Annotated in this window: 14 protein-coding genes; 6 read left to right on the top strand and 8 right to left on the bottom strand. The window is 64.6% G+C overall.

Annotated elements, in window-relative coordinates:
* The first annotated feature begins 133 nt into the window (after positions 1-133).
* Complete coding sequence (lplT, locus tag AB2N08_RS18260; RefSeq protein ID WP_367612316.1) at positions 134-1,393, top strand: lysophospholipid transporter LplT; 1,260 nt, start codon at positions 134-136, stop codon at positions 1,391-1,393.
* A gap of 466 nt (positions 1,394-1,859) precedes the next feature.
* Here lplT and AB2N08_RS18255 read toward each other — a convergent pair whose 3' ends face one another.
* Genes AB2N08_RS18255 through tsaB form a run of 4 tightly spaced genes read right to left on the bottom strand, consistent with a single transcriptional unit; the run spans position 1,860 to position 4,837 of the window.
* Positions 1,860-2,804, bottom strand: coding sequence for a DUF1853 family protein (locus AB2N08_RS18255; protein WP_367612315.1), 945 nt, complete (start codon positions 2,802-2,804; stop codon positions 1,860-1,862).
* On the bottom strand, positions 2,788-3,645 hold the full coding sequence (locus tag AB2N08_RS18250) for a uracil-DNA glycosylase (RefSeq protein ID WP_367612314.1): 858 nt from the start codon (positions 3,643-3,645) through the stop codon (positions 2,788-2,790). The genes AB2N08_RS18255 and AB2N08_RS18250 overlap by 17 nt, the downstream gene beginning before the upstream one ends.
* Complete coding sequence (gene rimI / locus AB2N08_RS18245) at positions 3,642-4,109, bottom strand: ribosomal protein S18-alanine N-acetyltransferase (protein WP_367612313.1); 468 nt, start codon at positions 4,107-4,109, stop codon at positions 3,642-3,644. The genes AB2N08_RS18250 and rimI overlap by 4 nt, the downstream gene beginning before the upstream one ends.
* On the bottom strand, positions 4,106-4,837 hold the full coding sequence (gene tsaB, locus AB2N08_RS18240) for a tRNA (adenosine(37)-N6)-threonylcarbamoyltransferase complex dimerization subunit type 1 TsaB (protein ID WP_367612312.1): 732 nt from the start codon (positions 4,835-4,837) through the stop codon (positions 4,106-4,108). Before tsaB ends, rimI begins: the two co-directional genes overlap by 4 nt.
* Positions 4,838-4,926: 89 nt before the next feature.
* Here tsaB and AB2N08_RS18235 point away from each other — a divergent pair, with 89 nt between their 5' ends.
* Positions 4,927-5,352, top strand: coding sequence for a thioredoxin family protein (locus AB2N08_RS18235; RefSeq protein ID WP_367612311.1), 426 nt, complete (start codon positions 4,927-4,929; stop codon positions 5,350-5,352).
* Here AB2N08_RS18235 and AB2N08_RS18230 read toward each other — a convergent pair.
* Positions 5,349-8,441: a bifunctional diguanylate cyclase/phosphodiesterase gene (locus tag AB2N08_RS18230; RefSeq protein WP_367612310.1), complete on the bottom strand. Its 3,093-nt coding sequence runs from the start codon at positions 8,439-8,441 to the stop codon at positions 5,349-5,351. The genes AB2N08_RS18235 and AB2N08_RS18230 overlap by 4 nt on opposite strands.
* A 240-nt stretch (positions 8,442-8,681) precedes the next feature.
* On the opposite strand from AB2N08_RS18230, the gene AB2N08_RS18225 reads away from it, so the two are divergent.
* Positions 8,682-9,191: a DUF1993 domain-containing protein gene (locus AB2N08_RS18225; RefSeq protein WP_367612309.1), complete on the top strand. Its 510-nt coding sequence runs from the start codon at positions 8,682-8,684 to the stop codon at positions 9,189-9,191.
* Between the two features lie 6 nt (positions 9,192-9,197).
* Here AB2N08_RS18225 and AB2N08_RS18220 read toward each other — a convergent pair whose 3' ends face one another.
* From AB2N08_RS18220 to AB2N08_RS18210, 3 genes are read right to left on the bottom strand one after another with little or no spacing between them, the layout of a single operon-like run.
* On the bottom strand, positions 9,198-9,434 hold the full coding sequence (locus AB2N08_RS18220) for a DUF1289 domain-containing protein (RefSeq protein ID WP_367612308.1): 237 nt from the start codon (positions 9,432-9,434) through the stop codon (positions 9,198-9,200).
* Positions 9,418-9,984, bottom strand: a complete 567-nt coding sequence (locus AB2N08_RS18215) for a DUF1415 domain-containing protein (protein ID WP_367612307.1) — start codon at positions 9,982-9,984, stop codon at positions 9,418-9,420. Before AB2N08_RS18215 ends, AB2N08_RS18220 begins: the two co-directional genes overlap by 17 nt.
* Positions 9,981-10,250: a hypothetical protein gene (locus AB2N08_RS18210; RefSeq protein ID WP_367612306.1), complete on the bottom strand. Its 270-nt coding sequence runs from the start codon at positions 10,248-10,250 to the stop codon at positions 9,981-9,983. The genes AB2N08_RS18215 and AB2N08_RS18210 overlap by 4 nt, the downstream gene beginning before the upstream one ends.
* A gap of 80 nt (positions 10,251-10,330) precedes the next feature.
* Here AB2N08_RS18210 and AB2N08_RS18205 point away from each other — a divergent pair, with 80 nt between their 5' ends.
* From AB2N08_RS18205 to selD, 3 genes are all read left to right on the top strand, one after another.
* The gene (locus AB2N08_RS18205) at positions 10,331-11,668 is read left to right on the top strand and encodes a transglycosylase SLT domain-containing protein (protein ID WP_367612305.1); all 1,338 of its coding nucleotides are present in this window, start codon (positions 10,331-10,333) and stop codon (positions 11,666-11,668) included.
* 412 nt (positions 11,669-12,080) lie between these two features.
* A complete protein-coding gene (locus AB2N08_RS18200; RefSeq protein ID WP_367612304.1) occupies positions 12,081-13,634 on the top strand; it encodes a DEAD/DEAH box helicase in 1,554 nt (517 codons plus the stop codon).
* Positions 13,635-13,777: 143 nt separating this feature from the next.
* A complete protein-coding gene (selD, locus tag AB2N08_RS18195) occupies positions 13,778-14,833 on the top strand; it encodes a selenide, water dikinase SelD (protein ID WP_367612303.1) in 1,056 nt (351 codons plus the stop codon).
* Positions 14,834-14,840: the final 7 nt, after the last annotated feature.

Raw genomic sequence — 14,840 nt, 5'->3', positions numbered from 1 at the left:
GAAAGATGAAGGGACTATTCTACCGGAGCGTGACAGGCGGCGTATCCGGCCGCGGCACGGCGCGTCGTACGGGCTTCGCCACGCCAGCCATTCATGGTATAAAGCAACCCGGACCGAACTTTAGAATTCTCGAATGAACCGTGGTTTTTATACCATCATGGCGGCGCAGTTTTTCTCGTCGCTGGCAGATAACGCGCTCCTGTTTGTCGCGATCAGCCTGCTCGTCGCAATGGACGCCCCGGCATCGCTGACTCCGCTGCTGAAGCTGTCGTTCGTGCTGTTCTATGTGCTGCTGGCCGCCTTCGTCGGCGCGTTTGCCGATGCGCTCAACAAAGGCCGCGTGATGTTCATCGCGAACATCATCAAGGTGTTCGGTTGCGCGCTGATGTTCTTCACGGTGCACCCGTTGATTTCGTACGCGGTTGTCGGCTTCGGCGCGGCCGTGTATTCGCCTGCCAAATACGGGATCCTGACCGAACTGCTGCCGCCTGAAAAACTGGTGCCGGCCAATGGCTGGATCGAAGGCTTGACGGTGATGTCAATCATTTTCGGCACAGTCCTGGGCGGCACGCTGGTAAGCCCGCGCGGCTCTGGCTTCCTGCTCTCGTTCGACCTGCTGCCGCGCTTTGGCATCGACACCCCGGCCGAGGCCGCAATGGCTGTGGTCGTCGCGATCTACATCCTGGCCGCCGTGTTCAACCTGCGCATCCCGGACACCGGCGCCCGCTACGAGCACCAGGAACGCAATCCGATCAAGCTGATCACCGATTTTGCCAATTGTTCGGCCACGCTGTGGCGTGACAAGCTGGGCCAGATTTCGCTGGCGGTGACGACGCTGTTCTGGGGCGCTGGCGCCACGCTGCAATTTATCGTGCTCAAGTGGGCCGAAGCATCGCTGGGCTTGCCGCTGGACCAGGCGACGAACCTGATCGGCGTGGTCGCCATTGGCGTCGCGCTGGGCGCCGCGATGGCCGCCCGCATGATCCCGCTGCGCAAGTCGCTGAGCGTGATCCCGATGGGGATCATCATGGGCCTGGTGGTCACGAGCATGGTGTTCGTCACTTCGGTCACGCTGGCCTACCCGCTGCTGGCCTTCATCGGCTTCCTGTCGGGCTTCTTCGTGGTGCCGATGAACGCGCTGCTGCAGCACCGGGGCCACGTATTGATGAGCGCCGGCCACTCGATCGCGGTGCAGAACTTCAACGAGAACCTGTCGATCCTGACGATGCTGGCGGCCTACGCGGTGATGATCACGCTGAACCTCGACCTGGACATCATCATCGTCATCTTCGGCCTGTCGGTAGCCGGCATCATGCTGCTGATCCAGCGCCGCCACATCCTCAACCAGCGCGAACACGACTCCCTCGGCCTGATCGGCGAAGGCAAGCACTAACCACAAATAGGGCCAGCACAAATAGGGTCAGTGTCGAATTGTTTGACAACGTTCTACCTGGCCCATTTACCTGATGCTACCTCTGTTCGATATACCCACGAGGCAATTGCGCGCACCGGGCACTTTGTCCCCAGTTTCTCCGCATTCGCGAGAAATTGCTCAACAATTCGACTCCGACCCCAATTAATTCGCGGGCCTGAAGTTGCCGGTAAATATGCTTCTTTCAGCACTTTCTGAGGCGATTCAGTCATCGGCTGAATTCGATGCCTGCTGCCAATCGAATCGAGTCTGACGAGCAAAAAATTAAATAGGGTCGGAGTCGAATTGTTTGACAACTTTGAGGAATTGCCCATTAAATCTACACTGACCCTACTTTGTTTAGCAGGCTGATCAGTCATGTTCAAGGCAGGGTCGGGGGCTATTTATTGGGCAACTCGAGAAATTGCCCAATAAATCTACACTGACCCTAATTGGGGGGTTGGGTAGTGGTGGCGCGGGTGCGCCAGTCGTTGGGGACGATGAAGCCGCGGTCGACTTCTTCCAGCGCATCGTCGTGTGCGTGGATCCGCGCGATCAGGACTGGGGCGTTCGATGCGGCGAAGCGGTCGGCGAGTTCTGCTGACAGTTGTGCGCGGGTCATTGTCCAGGCTGATGAGGCGGTGCGTAGTGGCGCCAGCCATGCAAGTTTTGGCAGGATCACGAACGTTTCGTCGGGCAGTTCCCCCAGCTCGTTCAGTGCGCACCAGAAGCCGCGACAATGGGCTTCTGTGATGCCTTGCATTGCCGGCCAGCTGCCGGCAGGGTAGAACAGCCAGCCTTTGACCAGCGCGCCGGCTTTTGTGACCGGGCGCGGCAGCTGCGCTTGTGCTGCCGGGTGCTGACCAAGCGCCAATTGGCGCTCGAAGATTTTGCGCATCTTCAGCCCCAGCGTGTCGGCCAGGTTGGGGCCGACCAGCGTGTCGGGGCCTCCTGCGCCGCTCTCCCCTTGCAGATAGAACTTCGTGGCGAACTCGATGTGCTCGAGGGCATCCGGGCCGTTCTCGAGCAAGAAATCGAATTCGCCCACCGTATCGTTGCGGCTGGCGCGGATTTGCAGGCCGTGCGCGACCAGCAGCCCCTGCTGCGCGAAATAGAAAGCCATCAGCTTTTCAGCGTACAGGCCCAGGCGCGTATAGGGCTTCTCGCCAAGCGCGGCGTTCAGTGCGGATGGATCGGCGTCGAGCCGCGCCAGCCAGGCCGCGACGTCGTCCGTGACCGGGCCGAGCGTGGCCACGCGCCCGGCCCATGCCGGTGCGGCGCTGTCGAGGAGATCCGGAGAGTCGAGCAACCAGGCCAGCGCGCGCACCGGCGCGAGCGTCAGGTGCCGCCAGCGTGCGTGGAACGCGGCCTGGTAACTAGGTGCGGGGTTCAAGCGAGCGTGCCCGGCACAGGTCGGCCCAGGCCAGGGCCTTGTCGGCGCCGCGCAGCAGCAGTTCGCCCGGATGCAGCGTGGCGACCAGCGGCACGTCGCCCAGCGCGTGCACCTGGCCGCGCACGCCGGCCAGCGGTTCGTTCAGGGCGCGGCCCAGCAGGCCATTGGCAGCGACCTGCCCCATCGTCAGCACGGTCGTCGCCCCCGTCAGCGCCAGCTCGCGCTCCAGGAAAGGCCGGCACGCCGTGATTTCTTCGAGCGTCGGCGCACGCTCACCGCCCCTGGCATTGACCGGGCGGCACTTCACCAGCGGCGTGACGTAGGCGTCGCGCTCGCGGGACAGGCCGACCGCGTGCAGCATATTGTCCAGCAGCTTGCCCGGTTCACCACTGAGCGGCTGGCCGGCCTGCTCGTCGAGCGCGCTCGGCGTACCGGCGGCGATCAGCCAGCGCGCCTGGCGCGGACCGCTGCCGAACACCGGCTTGCGACCGTCGCCGCACGCGCAGTCCTTGCAACCGGCAATCGCCTGGCGCAGGCCCGCCCAGTCGAGCGTGGCGACGGCTGGCCCGGCCGGCGCGGCGTGACTGCCGTCATCCCAGGCGGCGTCGGTCTCCACCGGCGGCGGATTGCGATACGGCGGCGCCGACAGCGGCGTCATGCCACGCGCAACCGGCGCCGGGTCCAACGCAGGCGCCTGTGCAGCCACCACCTCGGGTGCGGCATCGACAGCATCGTCGGCAACCGCATCCGCCACCGGCGCGGCCGCAGCACGCAACTGCCACAACGGCCCGATCCCCATTTCGTTCAGGAACAGCGCATCGCGCCCGCTCACATTCTTCATAAATCCAGCCTCATCACGATGGCATCCTCGCGGCCCGCGGCGCCGGCCGGATAATAGCCCTTACGGCGCCCGATATGCACAAAGCCATGGCGCCGGTAAACCTCCAGTGCGCGCTCGTTCGATGGCCGTACCTCGAGCAGGATCGACGTCATGCCCTGGCTACGCGCACGCGCCGCGAGCACCGCCAGCAGCCGCCGCCCGAGACCCTGGCGCTGGCGTGGCGCCGCCACCGCCACGTCGAGCAGGTGCGCCTCGTCGAGCGCATACATCAGCAGGTAGTAACCGGCCAACTCGCCCGCCCCATCGCGCACCGTCCAGCAATCGTAGCCGCTGTTAAGCGAGTCGATGAAGTTCCCGCGACTCCAGGGAAACGGAAACACGCTCGCCTCGAGCGCGCACACCTCGCCCACATCGGCCGCCGTCATTGGCGCCAGTTGCAGGCCGAGGTCGAGCAGGTCGCTCATGCGCCCGCCTTGGCTGCAGCATTGGCCGCCGCATTGGCTTCATTGATCACCAGTCGCTCGGCTGTGGTGAACGCGATCTTGTTACGCAGGTAGATCGGCTGCGCCTGCGCGGCCGGTACGCCCTGCCCGGCCGCCAGCGCGCCGGCAGCGAGCAGCGCCATCTCGCGCGCATGCGGCACGATGTCCGTCATGGCTCTGGCGGCGAACGCCTTGTCGGCGAAGGCGTCGGCATACGCCTCGAAGCCGTTGCCGCACGCCTGCAAGCCATCAACGGCCAGCGGCGCCACGGCCTGCGGCGCGTTCAGAGCCGGCGCCACCACCTCGCGCCACTCGCCGTCGAAGCGGTACTGCGCCCAATACACTTCGCCCATGCGCGCGTCGAGCACCGCCAGCACCTCGGTCGCGCCGGAACGCGCCCTGCACTGTTCGGCCATGGCGGCCAGCGTCACCATCGACAGCACCGGCAGATTGGCGCCATATGCCAGGCCCTGCGCCACGCCGCACGCCGTGCGCACGCCGGTGAACGACCCGGGCCCGGCGCCGAAGGCGATGGCGTCGCACCCGGCCAGCGCAATGCCGGCTTCGCGCAGCAGTTCCTGCACCATCGGCAGGATCGATTGCGAGTGGGTGCGCACGCCGCTGGTGGCGCGTTCGAGGATGACGTCGTTGACCAGCAGCGCGCAAGACGCCAGCTCGGCTGAGGTTTCAATGGCAAGGATGGTAGGCATGCGGTATTTTAACCGCTAGTCCGGGCGCGATCCATGCCGGCCACCCGGCGCATGCACATTGCGCTGCAACACGCGGTAAAATGCGCTCCATGCATAGCCTGACCCTCGATTCTTCGACCCTCGATGCCGCCGTCGCCGCCGTCCATGACGACGCCTGGACGGTCGCCTGCCTGTGCGCCGCCTGGTGCGGCACCTGCGCCACCTACCGCGCCACGTTCGAAAGCCTGGCCGCGCGTCACCCGGACAAGCACTTCATCTGGATCGACATCGAAGACCAGGCCCACCTGGTAGGCGACCTCGATGTCGACAACTTCCCGACGCTGCTGCTGCAGCGCGGCAACACGGTGGCGTTTTTCGGAACGATGGTGCCGGACGGCGGCGTGGCCGACCGCCTGGTACAGGCCCAGGCCGAGATCGCGCCAACCGAACTGGCGCGCCTGGCGCAGTCGAGCGACGAGCGCCGCACGTGGCAGCGCGACTGCAATCTGCGCGTGCTCTTGGACAGCGCGGGCTAAACCTGCCTGCCCCACCGCTCCACGATCGCCTCAGCCGACACTGGCTTCCCATACAAATACCCCTGCGCCAGATTGCACCCATGGCGCAGCAGGAACGCGGCCTGGTCCTCGCGCTCGACACCTTCGGCGATCACCGACAGGTTCATGCTCTTGCCAAGCTGGATAATGGCAATCGCGATCGCCTCGTCGTCCGGCCCCTGCGAGATATCCTTGATGAAGCTGCGGTCGATCTTGAGCGTCTGCACTGGCAGCTGCTTCAGATAGGCCAGCGACGAATACCCGGTGCCGAAATCGTCGATCGCCAGCCCCACGCCGATCGCGTGCAGGTCCCTCACGTACTGCAGCGCGTCGCCCGTGTTCATGATGATCGACTCGGTCACTTCCAGCTGCAGGCGCTGCGGCGCCAGGCCGGTCGACTCCAGCACCGACGTCACGATCGCCCCCATCCCGCCGCGCTCGAACTGGCGCACTGACAGGTTCACCGCGATCTTCGGCACATATAAACCCTGCGCCTCCCACGCCACCATCTGGCGGCACGCCTCCTGCAGCACCCAGTGGCCAAGCTGGCCGATAAAACCGGTGTCTTCGGCCAGCGGGATGAATTGCCCCGGCCCGATCTCGCCCAGCTCGGCACTGTTCCAGCGCACCAGGGCTTCCACGCCGATCATGCGTCCTGTGTCGGTTTCAACCTGCGGCTGGTAGGCCAGGTAGATCTCGTCCTTGTCGATCGCGCGGCGCAGCAGGCCTTCCATGCGCAGGCGCTCGACGCCGTCGCCGCTCATCGACGCCGCGTAGAACTGGTAGCCATTGCGCCCACGCGCCTTGGCCTGGTACATCGCGACGTCGGCGTTCCGGATCAGCATGTGCATGTCCTGCGCATCGTGCGGATACAGGCTGATGCCCACGCTGCCGGTGACAAACAACTCGTAGCCGGCCACCATGAATGGCTGCTCGAACATCGCGATGAACTTGGCCGCCACGCGGGTCGCGCCGGCGACGCCGCCAATGTCCTCGAGCAGCACGATGAATTCGTCGCCACCCAGGCGCGCGAGCGTATCGCCTTCGCGCAGGCAGCCGGCCAGTGAGCTGGCGGCGTGCTTGAGCAGTTCGTCGCCGACGTGGTGCCCCAGCGTGTCGTTGACGTTCTTGAAGCGATCGAGATCGATAAACAGCACCGCGAGCTGCTGGCCGTCGCGCTGCGCGCGCGTCATGGCATGGCGCAGGCGGTCGTGATACAGCAGGCGGTTGGGCAGCGCGGTCAGGGCGTCGTGGTGCGCCAGGTGGTCGAGCTGGTTCTGCGATTTGCGGGCCTGCGTGATGTCGCTGAAGACCGACACGTAATGCGTGATCGCACCGTCGTCGCCCCGCACCGCCGACACGGTCAGCGCCTCCAGATAAGCTTCGCCGTCGCGGCGCGTGTCCCAGATCTCGCCGCGCCAGAAACCGGTGTCGTCCAGTTCACGCCACAGCTTCTGGTAAAAGGCCTCATCCTGGAGCCGGCCGCGCGTCAGGCTCGACTCGCGGCCCACCGCTTCTTCTTCGGTGTAGCCGGTGATGCGCGTAAAGGCCGGGTTGATGGCCACGATCCGGCCCGCGATATCGAGCACCATCACGCCATCGGCGATGTGCTCGAGCACCGTGGCCGACAGGCGCAGCGTTTCTTCCGCCAGTTTGCGTTCGGTAATGTCGGCGAACACCCAGATGCTGCCTTCGTTCGGATGCGCCGGATCGAGCGCCGAGCCACTCATCAGGCACCAGAACAGGCTGCCGTCGCGATGGCGCAGCTGGCGTTCTTCGCCCAGGTCCATGCTCTGCGCCAGCAGCGGGTAGTGCGTGATGCCGGTCTGTTCGTAATCGGCGATCGACGGATACAGGATCTCGGTCGACTGCCCGACCATCTCGCCCTCGTCGTAGCCGAATAGCTCTTCGCCGCGCCGGTTGCTCGAAACGATGCGGCGCTGGCGCACGAACAGCACGCCGAACATCACGTTGTCGAGAATCGCGCCCTGCTCGGCGAGCAGCGCCTCGATGCGCATCTCGTTGTGCTTGCGCTCGCTGATATCCGAGATGATGCCGTCGATCCGCTCCACCCCGCCCTGCGCCCCTTGCGGCTGGCCGCTCTCCTGCACCCAGCGCTCCACGCCATGGGCGTCGATGATGCGGTATTCCAGCTGATAGGCATGGCCCTCGGCGGCAGCGTTCCTGACCGTGTAACTGTATTCGCGCCGATCTTCCGGATGCACGATGTCGGTCCAATCGTCGGTGGTCGCGCGCATCAGGTGCGCAGCCTCATACCCGGTGATGGCTTCGATCGCATCGCTGACAAACTCGATCGCCCCACCGGGACGAACGCGAAATACCGCGCCCGGGACCTGGGTCACGATGCTGCGAAACTGCTCTTCGCGCCGCGCGATGTCGGCGAACAGGTCGCGAATCGCCAGGCGCATGCGCTCCATCTGCTCGCCCAGCTGACCCAGCTCGTCGGGCGCCGACAATGCCAGCGGCGTGTCGAAATCGCCGCGCGCCAGCCGGCCCGAAAATCGCATCAGGCTGCGCAAGGGCGAGAGCAGGCGGCGGCGCAGCAGCAGCGCGATCAGCAGCAGCGAGATCGCGACCTGCAGCGCGACGACCAGGGCATAGCTGCGCTGCTTGCTGCGCAGCTCCTGGCCGCTGCGGTAGTCGTCCATTTCGAGGCGCACGGTGCCGATGGTTTCGCGCCGCACCACGATCGGCCGCTCGGCGCCGAGCACGCGACCCAGCGGGCGGGCCGGCGAGCGCACGCGCAGCGCGATGGCCCCATCCGGGCCGCGCACCTCGACCGACACCACGGCCGGGTCGCGCAGCATCGCGTCGAGCAAGGGGCGCGCCGCCTCCGGGTCGAGGTTCCAGATGGATTCCTGCACGCCGAGCGCCAGGATTTCGGCATTGCGCTTGAGCGATTCATCCAGCGCCGCAGCCGCCGCGGCGCGCTCCTGCACGCCGATCACCAGATAACTTCCCACCACCGCCGGGCCCGCCAGCCCGACAAAGACCACCAGCAACAGCGCGCCGTACAGCGAGCGGCCGTACAGGCCGCGCATGCGCGTCATGGTTGATGTCGAATCGGATGGGAGCCTGGGCATGGACGTGGGCGGCGCCGACACCTGCCGCCAGCGCTGTCTTTCTAATGCAATGTGAATGGGCCGATTATGCCCAGTTGCTTGCTCTACGTCACCAACTAATGGCGCGCCAGACGGGCAATGTTATTCGCCCGTACCGTGGTGTCGGCAGCGCGCGACAGGACTTGCTATGATGGATTTTTACAAGTGCATCTTTCAAAGGAAAACCTGATGAGTCATTCCCTGTACGCGGCGTCGGTGCCGGTCTTCCGCCAATTGCTGGGCAGCCTGGCCGCGGTCCTCGAAAAAACCGAGGCCCATGCGCTCGAGCGGCGCATCGAGCCGGACGCCCTGCTCCAGGCGCGCCTGTTCCCGGACATGTTCCCGCTGGCGCGCCAGATCCAGATCGCCACCGATTTCGCCAAGGGCGCCGGGGCACGCCTGGCTGGCGTCGAACCGCCGCGCTATGAAGATGGCGAACGCACCTTCACCGAACTGCAGCAGCGCATCACGCGCACGCTCGGCTTCCTCGACAGCCTGGCGCCTGGTGACATCGACGCCGGCGCCACCCGCCCGATCACCCATGGCAGCGGTGAACGCGCGCGCCATTTCGACACCGGCGCGATCTATCTGACGCACTTCGCCATGCCGCAGTTCTGCTTCCACACCACCACCGCCTACGCCATCCTGCGCCACAACGGCGTACCGATAGGCAAACGCGACTTTATCGGCAGCTATTAAGAGAAGTCACTTATTCCGGCGCGGGTAGCCCTGCGCCAGGATGCGCTGCCAGACGAGTTCCTTGGCCTCGGCGCTCATCGACACCCAGTGGGCAACCTCGGCCACCGTGCGTCCGCAGCCACGGCAGACCTCGTCGAACGTCGTCGAGCAGACCGCCACGCACGGAGTGTCCGGCCGGCCGGCCGGGGTGCCTGGGGTGGCTGGTGCGGGACCTGCCACGCCCGCCTCAGGCTGGTCCGACATGGAGCTTGTCCCAGCCGTCGTGCCCGAGCTGTTCCATCGTCTCGATGTTCTTCTCAAAAATATCTTCGGCCTGCGGGAAGGCCTCGACGGCGCGCGCGATGCTGTCTTCGCGCAACAGGTGCAGGATCGGGTACGGCGCGCGGTTGGTGTAGTTCGAGATATCATTGACGTCAGTATCGGCGAACTGGTACAGCGGGTGAAAGCTTGCCACCTGCAACTCGCCGTCGAGCTGCATGTCTTCCAGGGCGGCGTCGGCCACGTCCAGGAACTCATTGTAATCCTCGAAGTCGCCCAGCACGAACGGGTGGACGATCAGGGTGGTGTCGATTTTTTCGGCATCGGTGTCGGACAGGTGCTGCAGCTCGTCCATCAAGGTTTCAAGCAGTTGCTCGGGCGTGGTCGCAGTGGCCACGACGTAGCGCACCTGCTCCTTGACATACACGGCCTTGGCAAACGGACACAGATTCAGGCCGATCACGGCGCGCTCGAGCCAGTTGCGGGTTGCCGCGATGATCGCGTCATCGTCGGCGTTGAGGTAGGGGGTGCTCATGGAAAAACTTTCAATAGCAAAGCGAACAGCGAAAGCCGGATTGTACGCACTCTTTGCGTGTGCTCATAGATAGACCCGGATTCAGGCGTAGCGTTTGCCTGGCGTGTTTGTATGCGAGGCGGATAACGGCGCGGAATCATGGCGCTGCTGACCACGAATGCCGTCAGTTCATTAATTTCCATGATCCTGATGGCATCTTCTGTTTTCATGATGGCAACGCGCGCGATTCCAGAGGGCACTTTTATTGTAACGAGGGTGACATACATCTTGACTCACTCAACAATCCCTCCGTACACTGCCTCCTGGTCCTCGGTCCGTTCGTTCCCGAACGCAACACTGGAAAGCTATGCACAACACGAAACGTACTACCTTCGCACTGGCTGCATTGGCCTTCCTGGCCGCGTCACCGTTCAGCCTCGCGATGGAAGCAGCCGCGCTGCCAACCATCCAGGCTGCAACTACCAGCAACACAAACACCAGTACCCGTAGCGCCGCGGCACCGTCGCAAGTCCAGGCCAAGCTCGATGAATACCGCGAAACCGACGTCTGGGGCCGCATCCGCAGCGGCTACGCGATTCCCGACCTGAACAACTCGCTCGTCACCCGTCACACCCAGGCCTACGCCAACCACCCTGCCAACCTGTCCCGCATTTCCGGCCGCGCTTCCCCGTACCTGTATCACGTGGTGTCCGAACTTGAAAAGCGCGGCATGCCGACCGAACTGGCGCTGCTGCCGGTGATCGAATCGGCCTTCAACCCGCAAGCCATGTCGAGCGCCAACGCCGCAGGCCTGTGGCAGTTCGTGCCGGGCACGGGCAAGGATTTCGACCTCAAGCAGAACATGTTCAAGGACGAGCGGCGTGGCGTGGTGGCCTCGACCGATGCCGCCCTGAGCTACCTGCAGCGCCTGTACACGATGTTCGGCGACTGGCCGTTGGCCCTGGCCGCGTATAACTGGGGCGAAGGCAATGTCCAGCGCGCCATCAAGAAAAACCAGCTTGACGGCAAACCGACCGATTTCGAGAGCCTGGCCGAGCTGATGCCTGCCGAGACGCGCAACTACGTGCCCAAACTGCAGGCGGTCAAGAACGTGATCGCCAATCCGGGCATGTACGGCGTCACGCTGCCGGCCATCGATAACCAGCCCTACTTCACCACGGTCGATAAAACGAGCGATATCGATCTGGCCATCGCGGCCCAGCTGGCCGAGATGTCGATCGACGAATTCAAGGCGCTCAATCCGCAATTCAAGAAGCCGGTGATCATCGGCGGCGCCCAGACCCAGATCCTGCTGCCGAAAGAAAACGCCGAGAAATTTCATGTGAACCTGGCGCAATGGGGCCACGCCCTGTCGACCTGGACCACGCACAAGATCACCGGCGCGCGCGTGAGCATCGCCTCGCTGGCGTCGAAATTCGGCACCACTCCGGAAATCCTGCGCCAAGCCAATAACATTCCGGCGCAGTCGCGCCTGAAGGTCGGCTCGACGATCCTGGTGCCGAAAACCTCGGCCTCGAGCCATACCGATATCGCCGAGAACATCATCGAGAATGCCGTCGTGGCGTTCGAAGCCGATCGCGGCATCGTCAAGCGTACATCGGCACGCTTCAAAGCCAAGGCCGGCGCGAGCAAGAACAGCAAGCGCATCGCCCGCAACACGTCGTCCAAGCGCAAGCAGCGCTGATCGACGAGCCGGCGCCCTCGCCAGGGGGATGCCGGCCGTGATTTGCGGTGGCCCAGTTATACGATTTTCAAAGGGTCCGTGCATGCAGCCCGAAAAACCTGTATAGTTCGGTTTGTGCACTGCGACATTGCGCCCGGTTCTGAACATATTCGGAACATATTCTGAACATACCCAGACCCGGCAGCAGCAACAGCAGTCATCCAAGCAGCACCGCAAACCCCTGGCAGCTCTTTAGAGCGCCTTTCTAAAGCCCTCCCGCCCTGTGTGTCGCTTCCAGACACCGTCCCGGCGCAAAGCTTTTGTGCCGAAATTTCTTTCATTCTGAGTCATTTCGTTTGTTGGTTCGCGTTGCATTTTTTCGTTCGCGCCCTCCGTGCGAGCGTATTTGATTTATTCCGAAAGTACAGATCACATGAGTTTTGACACCCTAGGCCTCCACGCGTCCCTCGTCCAGGCCGTCGCCGACACCGGTTACACCACCCCAACGCCAGTCCAGGCGCAAGCCATTCCTGCCGCCATCGCTGGCCGCGACCTGCTGGTCTCGTCGCAAACCGGTTCGGGCAAGACCGCAGCGTTCATGCTGCCGGCCCTGAACAAACTGGCCAATGCCGAAGAAACCCCGGCCGGCAAGACCGCCGCGCAAGAAGCGCAGGCTGCCCGCGCCAAGGGCGAGCGCGTCCGCTTCAAGGCTGCCCAGCCAAAAATGCTGGTGCTGACCCCGACCCGCGAACTGGCCCTGCAGGTCTCGGCTGCGACCGAACAGTACACCGCGCACATGCGCCGCCTGCGCTGCGTCTCGATCCTGGGCGGCATGCCGTACCCGAAACAGATGCAACTGCTGGCCAAGAATCCTGAAATCCTGGTGGCCACCCCAGGCCGCCTGATCGACCACATGGACTCGGGCAAGATTGACTTCTCGCAGCTTGAAATCCTCGTGCTCGACGAAGCCGACCGCATGCTGGACATGGGCTTCATCGACGACATCGAAAAGATCGTCGCCGCGACCCCGTCGGCACGCCAGACGATGCTGTTCTCGGCCACGCTCGACGGCGTCGTCGGCAATATGGCGCGCCGCATCACCACCGATCCGATGACCATCCAGATCGCCAGCGCCACCAACCGCCACGAGAACATCTCGCAGCGCGTCCACTTCGTCGACGACCTGTCGCACAAGAATCGCCTGCTGGACCACCTGCTGCGCGACGAATCGATGGACCAGGCCGTGGTGTTCACCGCCACCAAGCGTGACGCGGACACCATCGCCGACCGTCTGAACATCGCCGGTTTCGCCGCCGCCGCACTGCATGGCGACATGCATCAGGGCGCCCGTAACCGCACGCTGGACAGCCTGCGTCGCGGCAGCGTCAAGGTGCTGGTCGCGACCGACGTCGCCGCGCGCGGCATCGACGTGCCGAACATCACCCACGTCGTGAACTACGACCTGCCGAAGTTCCCGGAAGACTACGTCCACCGCATCGGCCGTACCGGTCGTGCCGGCCGTAACGGTGTCGCGATCTCGCTGGTGAACCATGCCGAAAGCATGAACGTACGCCGCATCGAGCGTTTCACCCGTCAGCCGATCCCGGTCAATGTCGTGGAAGGTTTCGAACCGAAACGTGCAGCAGCGCCAGCCCGCGCCGGCTGGAAACCAGGTGACGGCCGCAGCCCGTCGGCCAAGCCGGCATCGCGCGGTTTCAGCAAACCGTCCGGTCCGCGTGAGAGCTACGGCGACCGCGCCACCAGCGGCGCCCGCAGCGCCCCGTCGGAAAGCCGTTACGCCGACCGTGGCCCACGTGAAGCCGGCCCGGCGCGCGCACCAGGCGCAGCCCCACGTGCGCCAAGCGCGCCGCGTGACGGCAACCGCTTCAGCGCCCCGCGCGAAGGCCAGCCGGCCCGTCGCGAAGGCGGCTACAAGGGCGCCCACCCACGTTCGGCGGACGGCGTGCGTCGTTCGTTCGGCGAGTAATCTGCATCAGCTAAACTGAACTGCCGCAACGCAGTTCAGCCAGCCCCAAGACCGTCGTTCCCGCCTTCGCGGGAACGACGGTTTTTTACGTTAGTGGGCCAGATGGTGGATAATTCACAACGATCAACGAAACCGGACACCCCATGAGCACCAGCGACCAACCCATCAAACTCACTTCGTTCTCGCACGGCGGCGGCTGCGGCTGCAAGATCGCGCCCGGTGTGCTGGCCGAGATCCTGAAGTCGTCGCACGGCTTCCCGGTGCCCAAGGAATTGATGGTTGGCATCGAGACCGCCGACGATGCTGCGGTCTACAAGCTCAACGATGAACAGGCCCTGATCGCCACCACCGACTTCTTCATGCCGATCGTGGACGATCCGTTCGACTTTGGCCGCATCGCCGCCACCAATGCGATCTCGGACGTGTACGCGATGGGCGGCACGCCGATCATGGCGCTGGCGCTGGTCGGCATGCCGATCAACAAGCTGCCGCTCGACACGATCGGCCAGATCCTGCGCGGTGGTGAATCGATTTGCGCCGAAGCGGGCATCCCGATTGCCGGCGGCCACACGATCGACTCCGTCGAGCCGATCTATGGCCTGGTGGTGCTGGGCCTCGTGCATCCATCGAAAGTAAAACGCAATGCCGACGCCCGCGACGGCGACGTGCTCATCCTCGGCAAGCCGCTGGGCGTGGGCGTGCTCTCGGCGGCGCTCAAGAAAGACATGCTGGGCGCCGACGGCTACGCGGCGATGATCGCCAACACGACCAAACTGAACAAGCCGGGCCGCCTGCTGGCCGACATGCCGGGCGTGCACGCGCTGACCGACGTCACCGGCTTCGGCCTGCTGGGCCACCTGCTGGAACTGGCGCGCGGCGCCAGGCTGCATGCCGAGCTCGATATGCCGGCCATCCCGCTGCTGCCGGGCGTGCTGCAACTGGCGCAGGATGGCTATTTCACGGGCGCATCCGGGCGCAACTGGGAAGCCTGCGGCAAGGACGTGCAGCTCGATGCCGCCATCCTGCCCGCCCAGCGCGCGCTGCTGACCGATCCGCAAACGTCGGGCGGCCTGCTCGTGGCCTGCGATCCGGCGGTTGCCGACGAGGTACTGGCGCTGTTCGCGCGCGAAGGCTTTGCCGACGCCGCCATCATCGGCCGCATGGCTGCCGGCACGCCGGGCGTGAGCGTCAAGCCCTAGGGAGGCG

The organism is Massilia aurea, assembly GCF_040790145.1.
Taxonomy (GTDB): domain Bacteria; phylum Pseudomonadota; class Gammaproteobacteria; order Burkholderiales; family Burkholderiaceae_D; genus Telluria; species Telluria aurea_C.
This window is presented reverse-complemented; position numbering and strand designations above follow the sequence as displayed.

Coding starts and splice junctions, on each gene's coding strand:
- lplT (WP_367612316.1), top strand. CDS start 134: ATGAACCGTGGTTTTTATACCATCATGGCGGCGCAGTTTTTCTCGTCG.
- AB2N08_RS18250 (WP_367612314.1), bottom strand. CDS start 3,645: ATGAAGAATGTGAGCGGGCGCGATGCGCTGTTCCTGAACGAAATGGGG.
- rimI (WP_367612313.1), bottom strand. CDS start 4,109: ATGAGCGACCTGCTCGACCTCGGCCTGCAACTGGCGCCAATGACGGCG.
- tsaB (WP_367612312.1), bottom strand. CDS start 4,837: ATGCCTACCATCCTTGCCATTGAAACCTCAGCCGAGCTGGCGTCTTGC.
- AB2N08_RS18235 (WP_367612311.1), top strand. CDS start 4,927: ATGCATAGCCTGACCCTCGATTCTTCGACCCTCGATGCCGCCGTCGCC.
- AB2N08_RS18230 (WP_367612310.1), bottom strand. CDS start 8,441: ATGACGCGCATGCGCGGCCTGTACGGCCGCTCGCTGTACGGCGCGCTG.
- AB2N08_RS18225 (WP_367612309.1), top strand. CDS start 8,682: ATGAGTCATTCCCTGTACGCGGCGTCGGTGCCGGTCTTCCGCCAATTG.
- AB2N08_RS18220 (WP_367612308.1), bottom strand. CDS start 9,434: ATGTCGGACCAGCCTGAGGCGGGCGTGGCAGGTCCCGCACCAGCCACC.
- AB2N08_RS18215 (WP_367612307.1), bottom strand. CDS start 9,984: ATGAGCACCCCCTACCTCAACGCCGACGATGACGCGATCATCGCGGCA.
- AB2N08_RS18210 (WP_367612306.1), bottom strand. CDS start 10,250: ATGTATGTCACCCTCGTTACAATAAAAGTGCCCTCTGGAATCGCGCGC.
- AB2N08_RS18205 (WP_367612305.1), top strand. CDS start 10,331: ATGCACAACACGAAACGTACTACCTTCGCACTGGCTGCATTGGCCTTC.
- AB2N08_RS18200 (WP_367612304.1), top strand. CDS start 12,081: ATGAGTTTTGACACCCTAGGCCTCCACGCGTCCCTCGTCCAGGCCGTC.
- selD (WP_367612303.1), top strand. CDS start 13,778: ATGAGCACCAGCGACCAACCCATCAAACTCACTTCGTTCTCGCACGGC.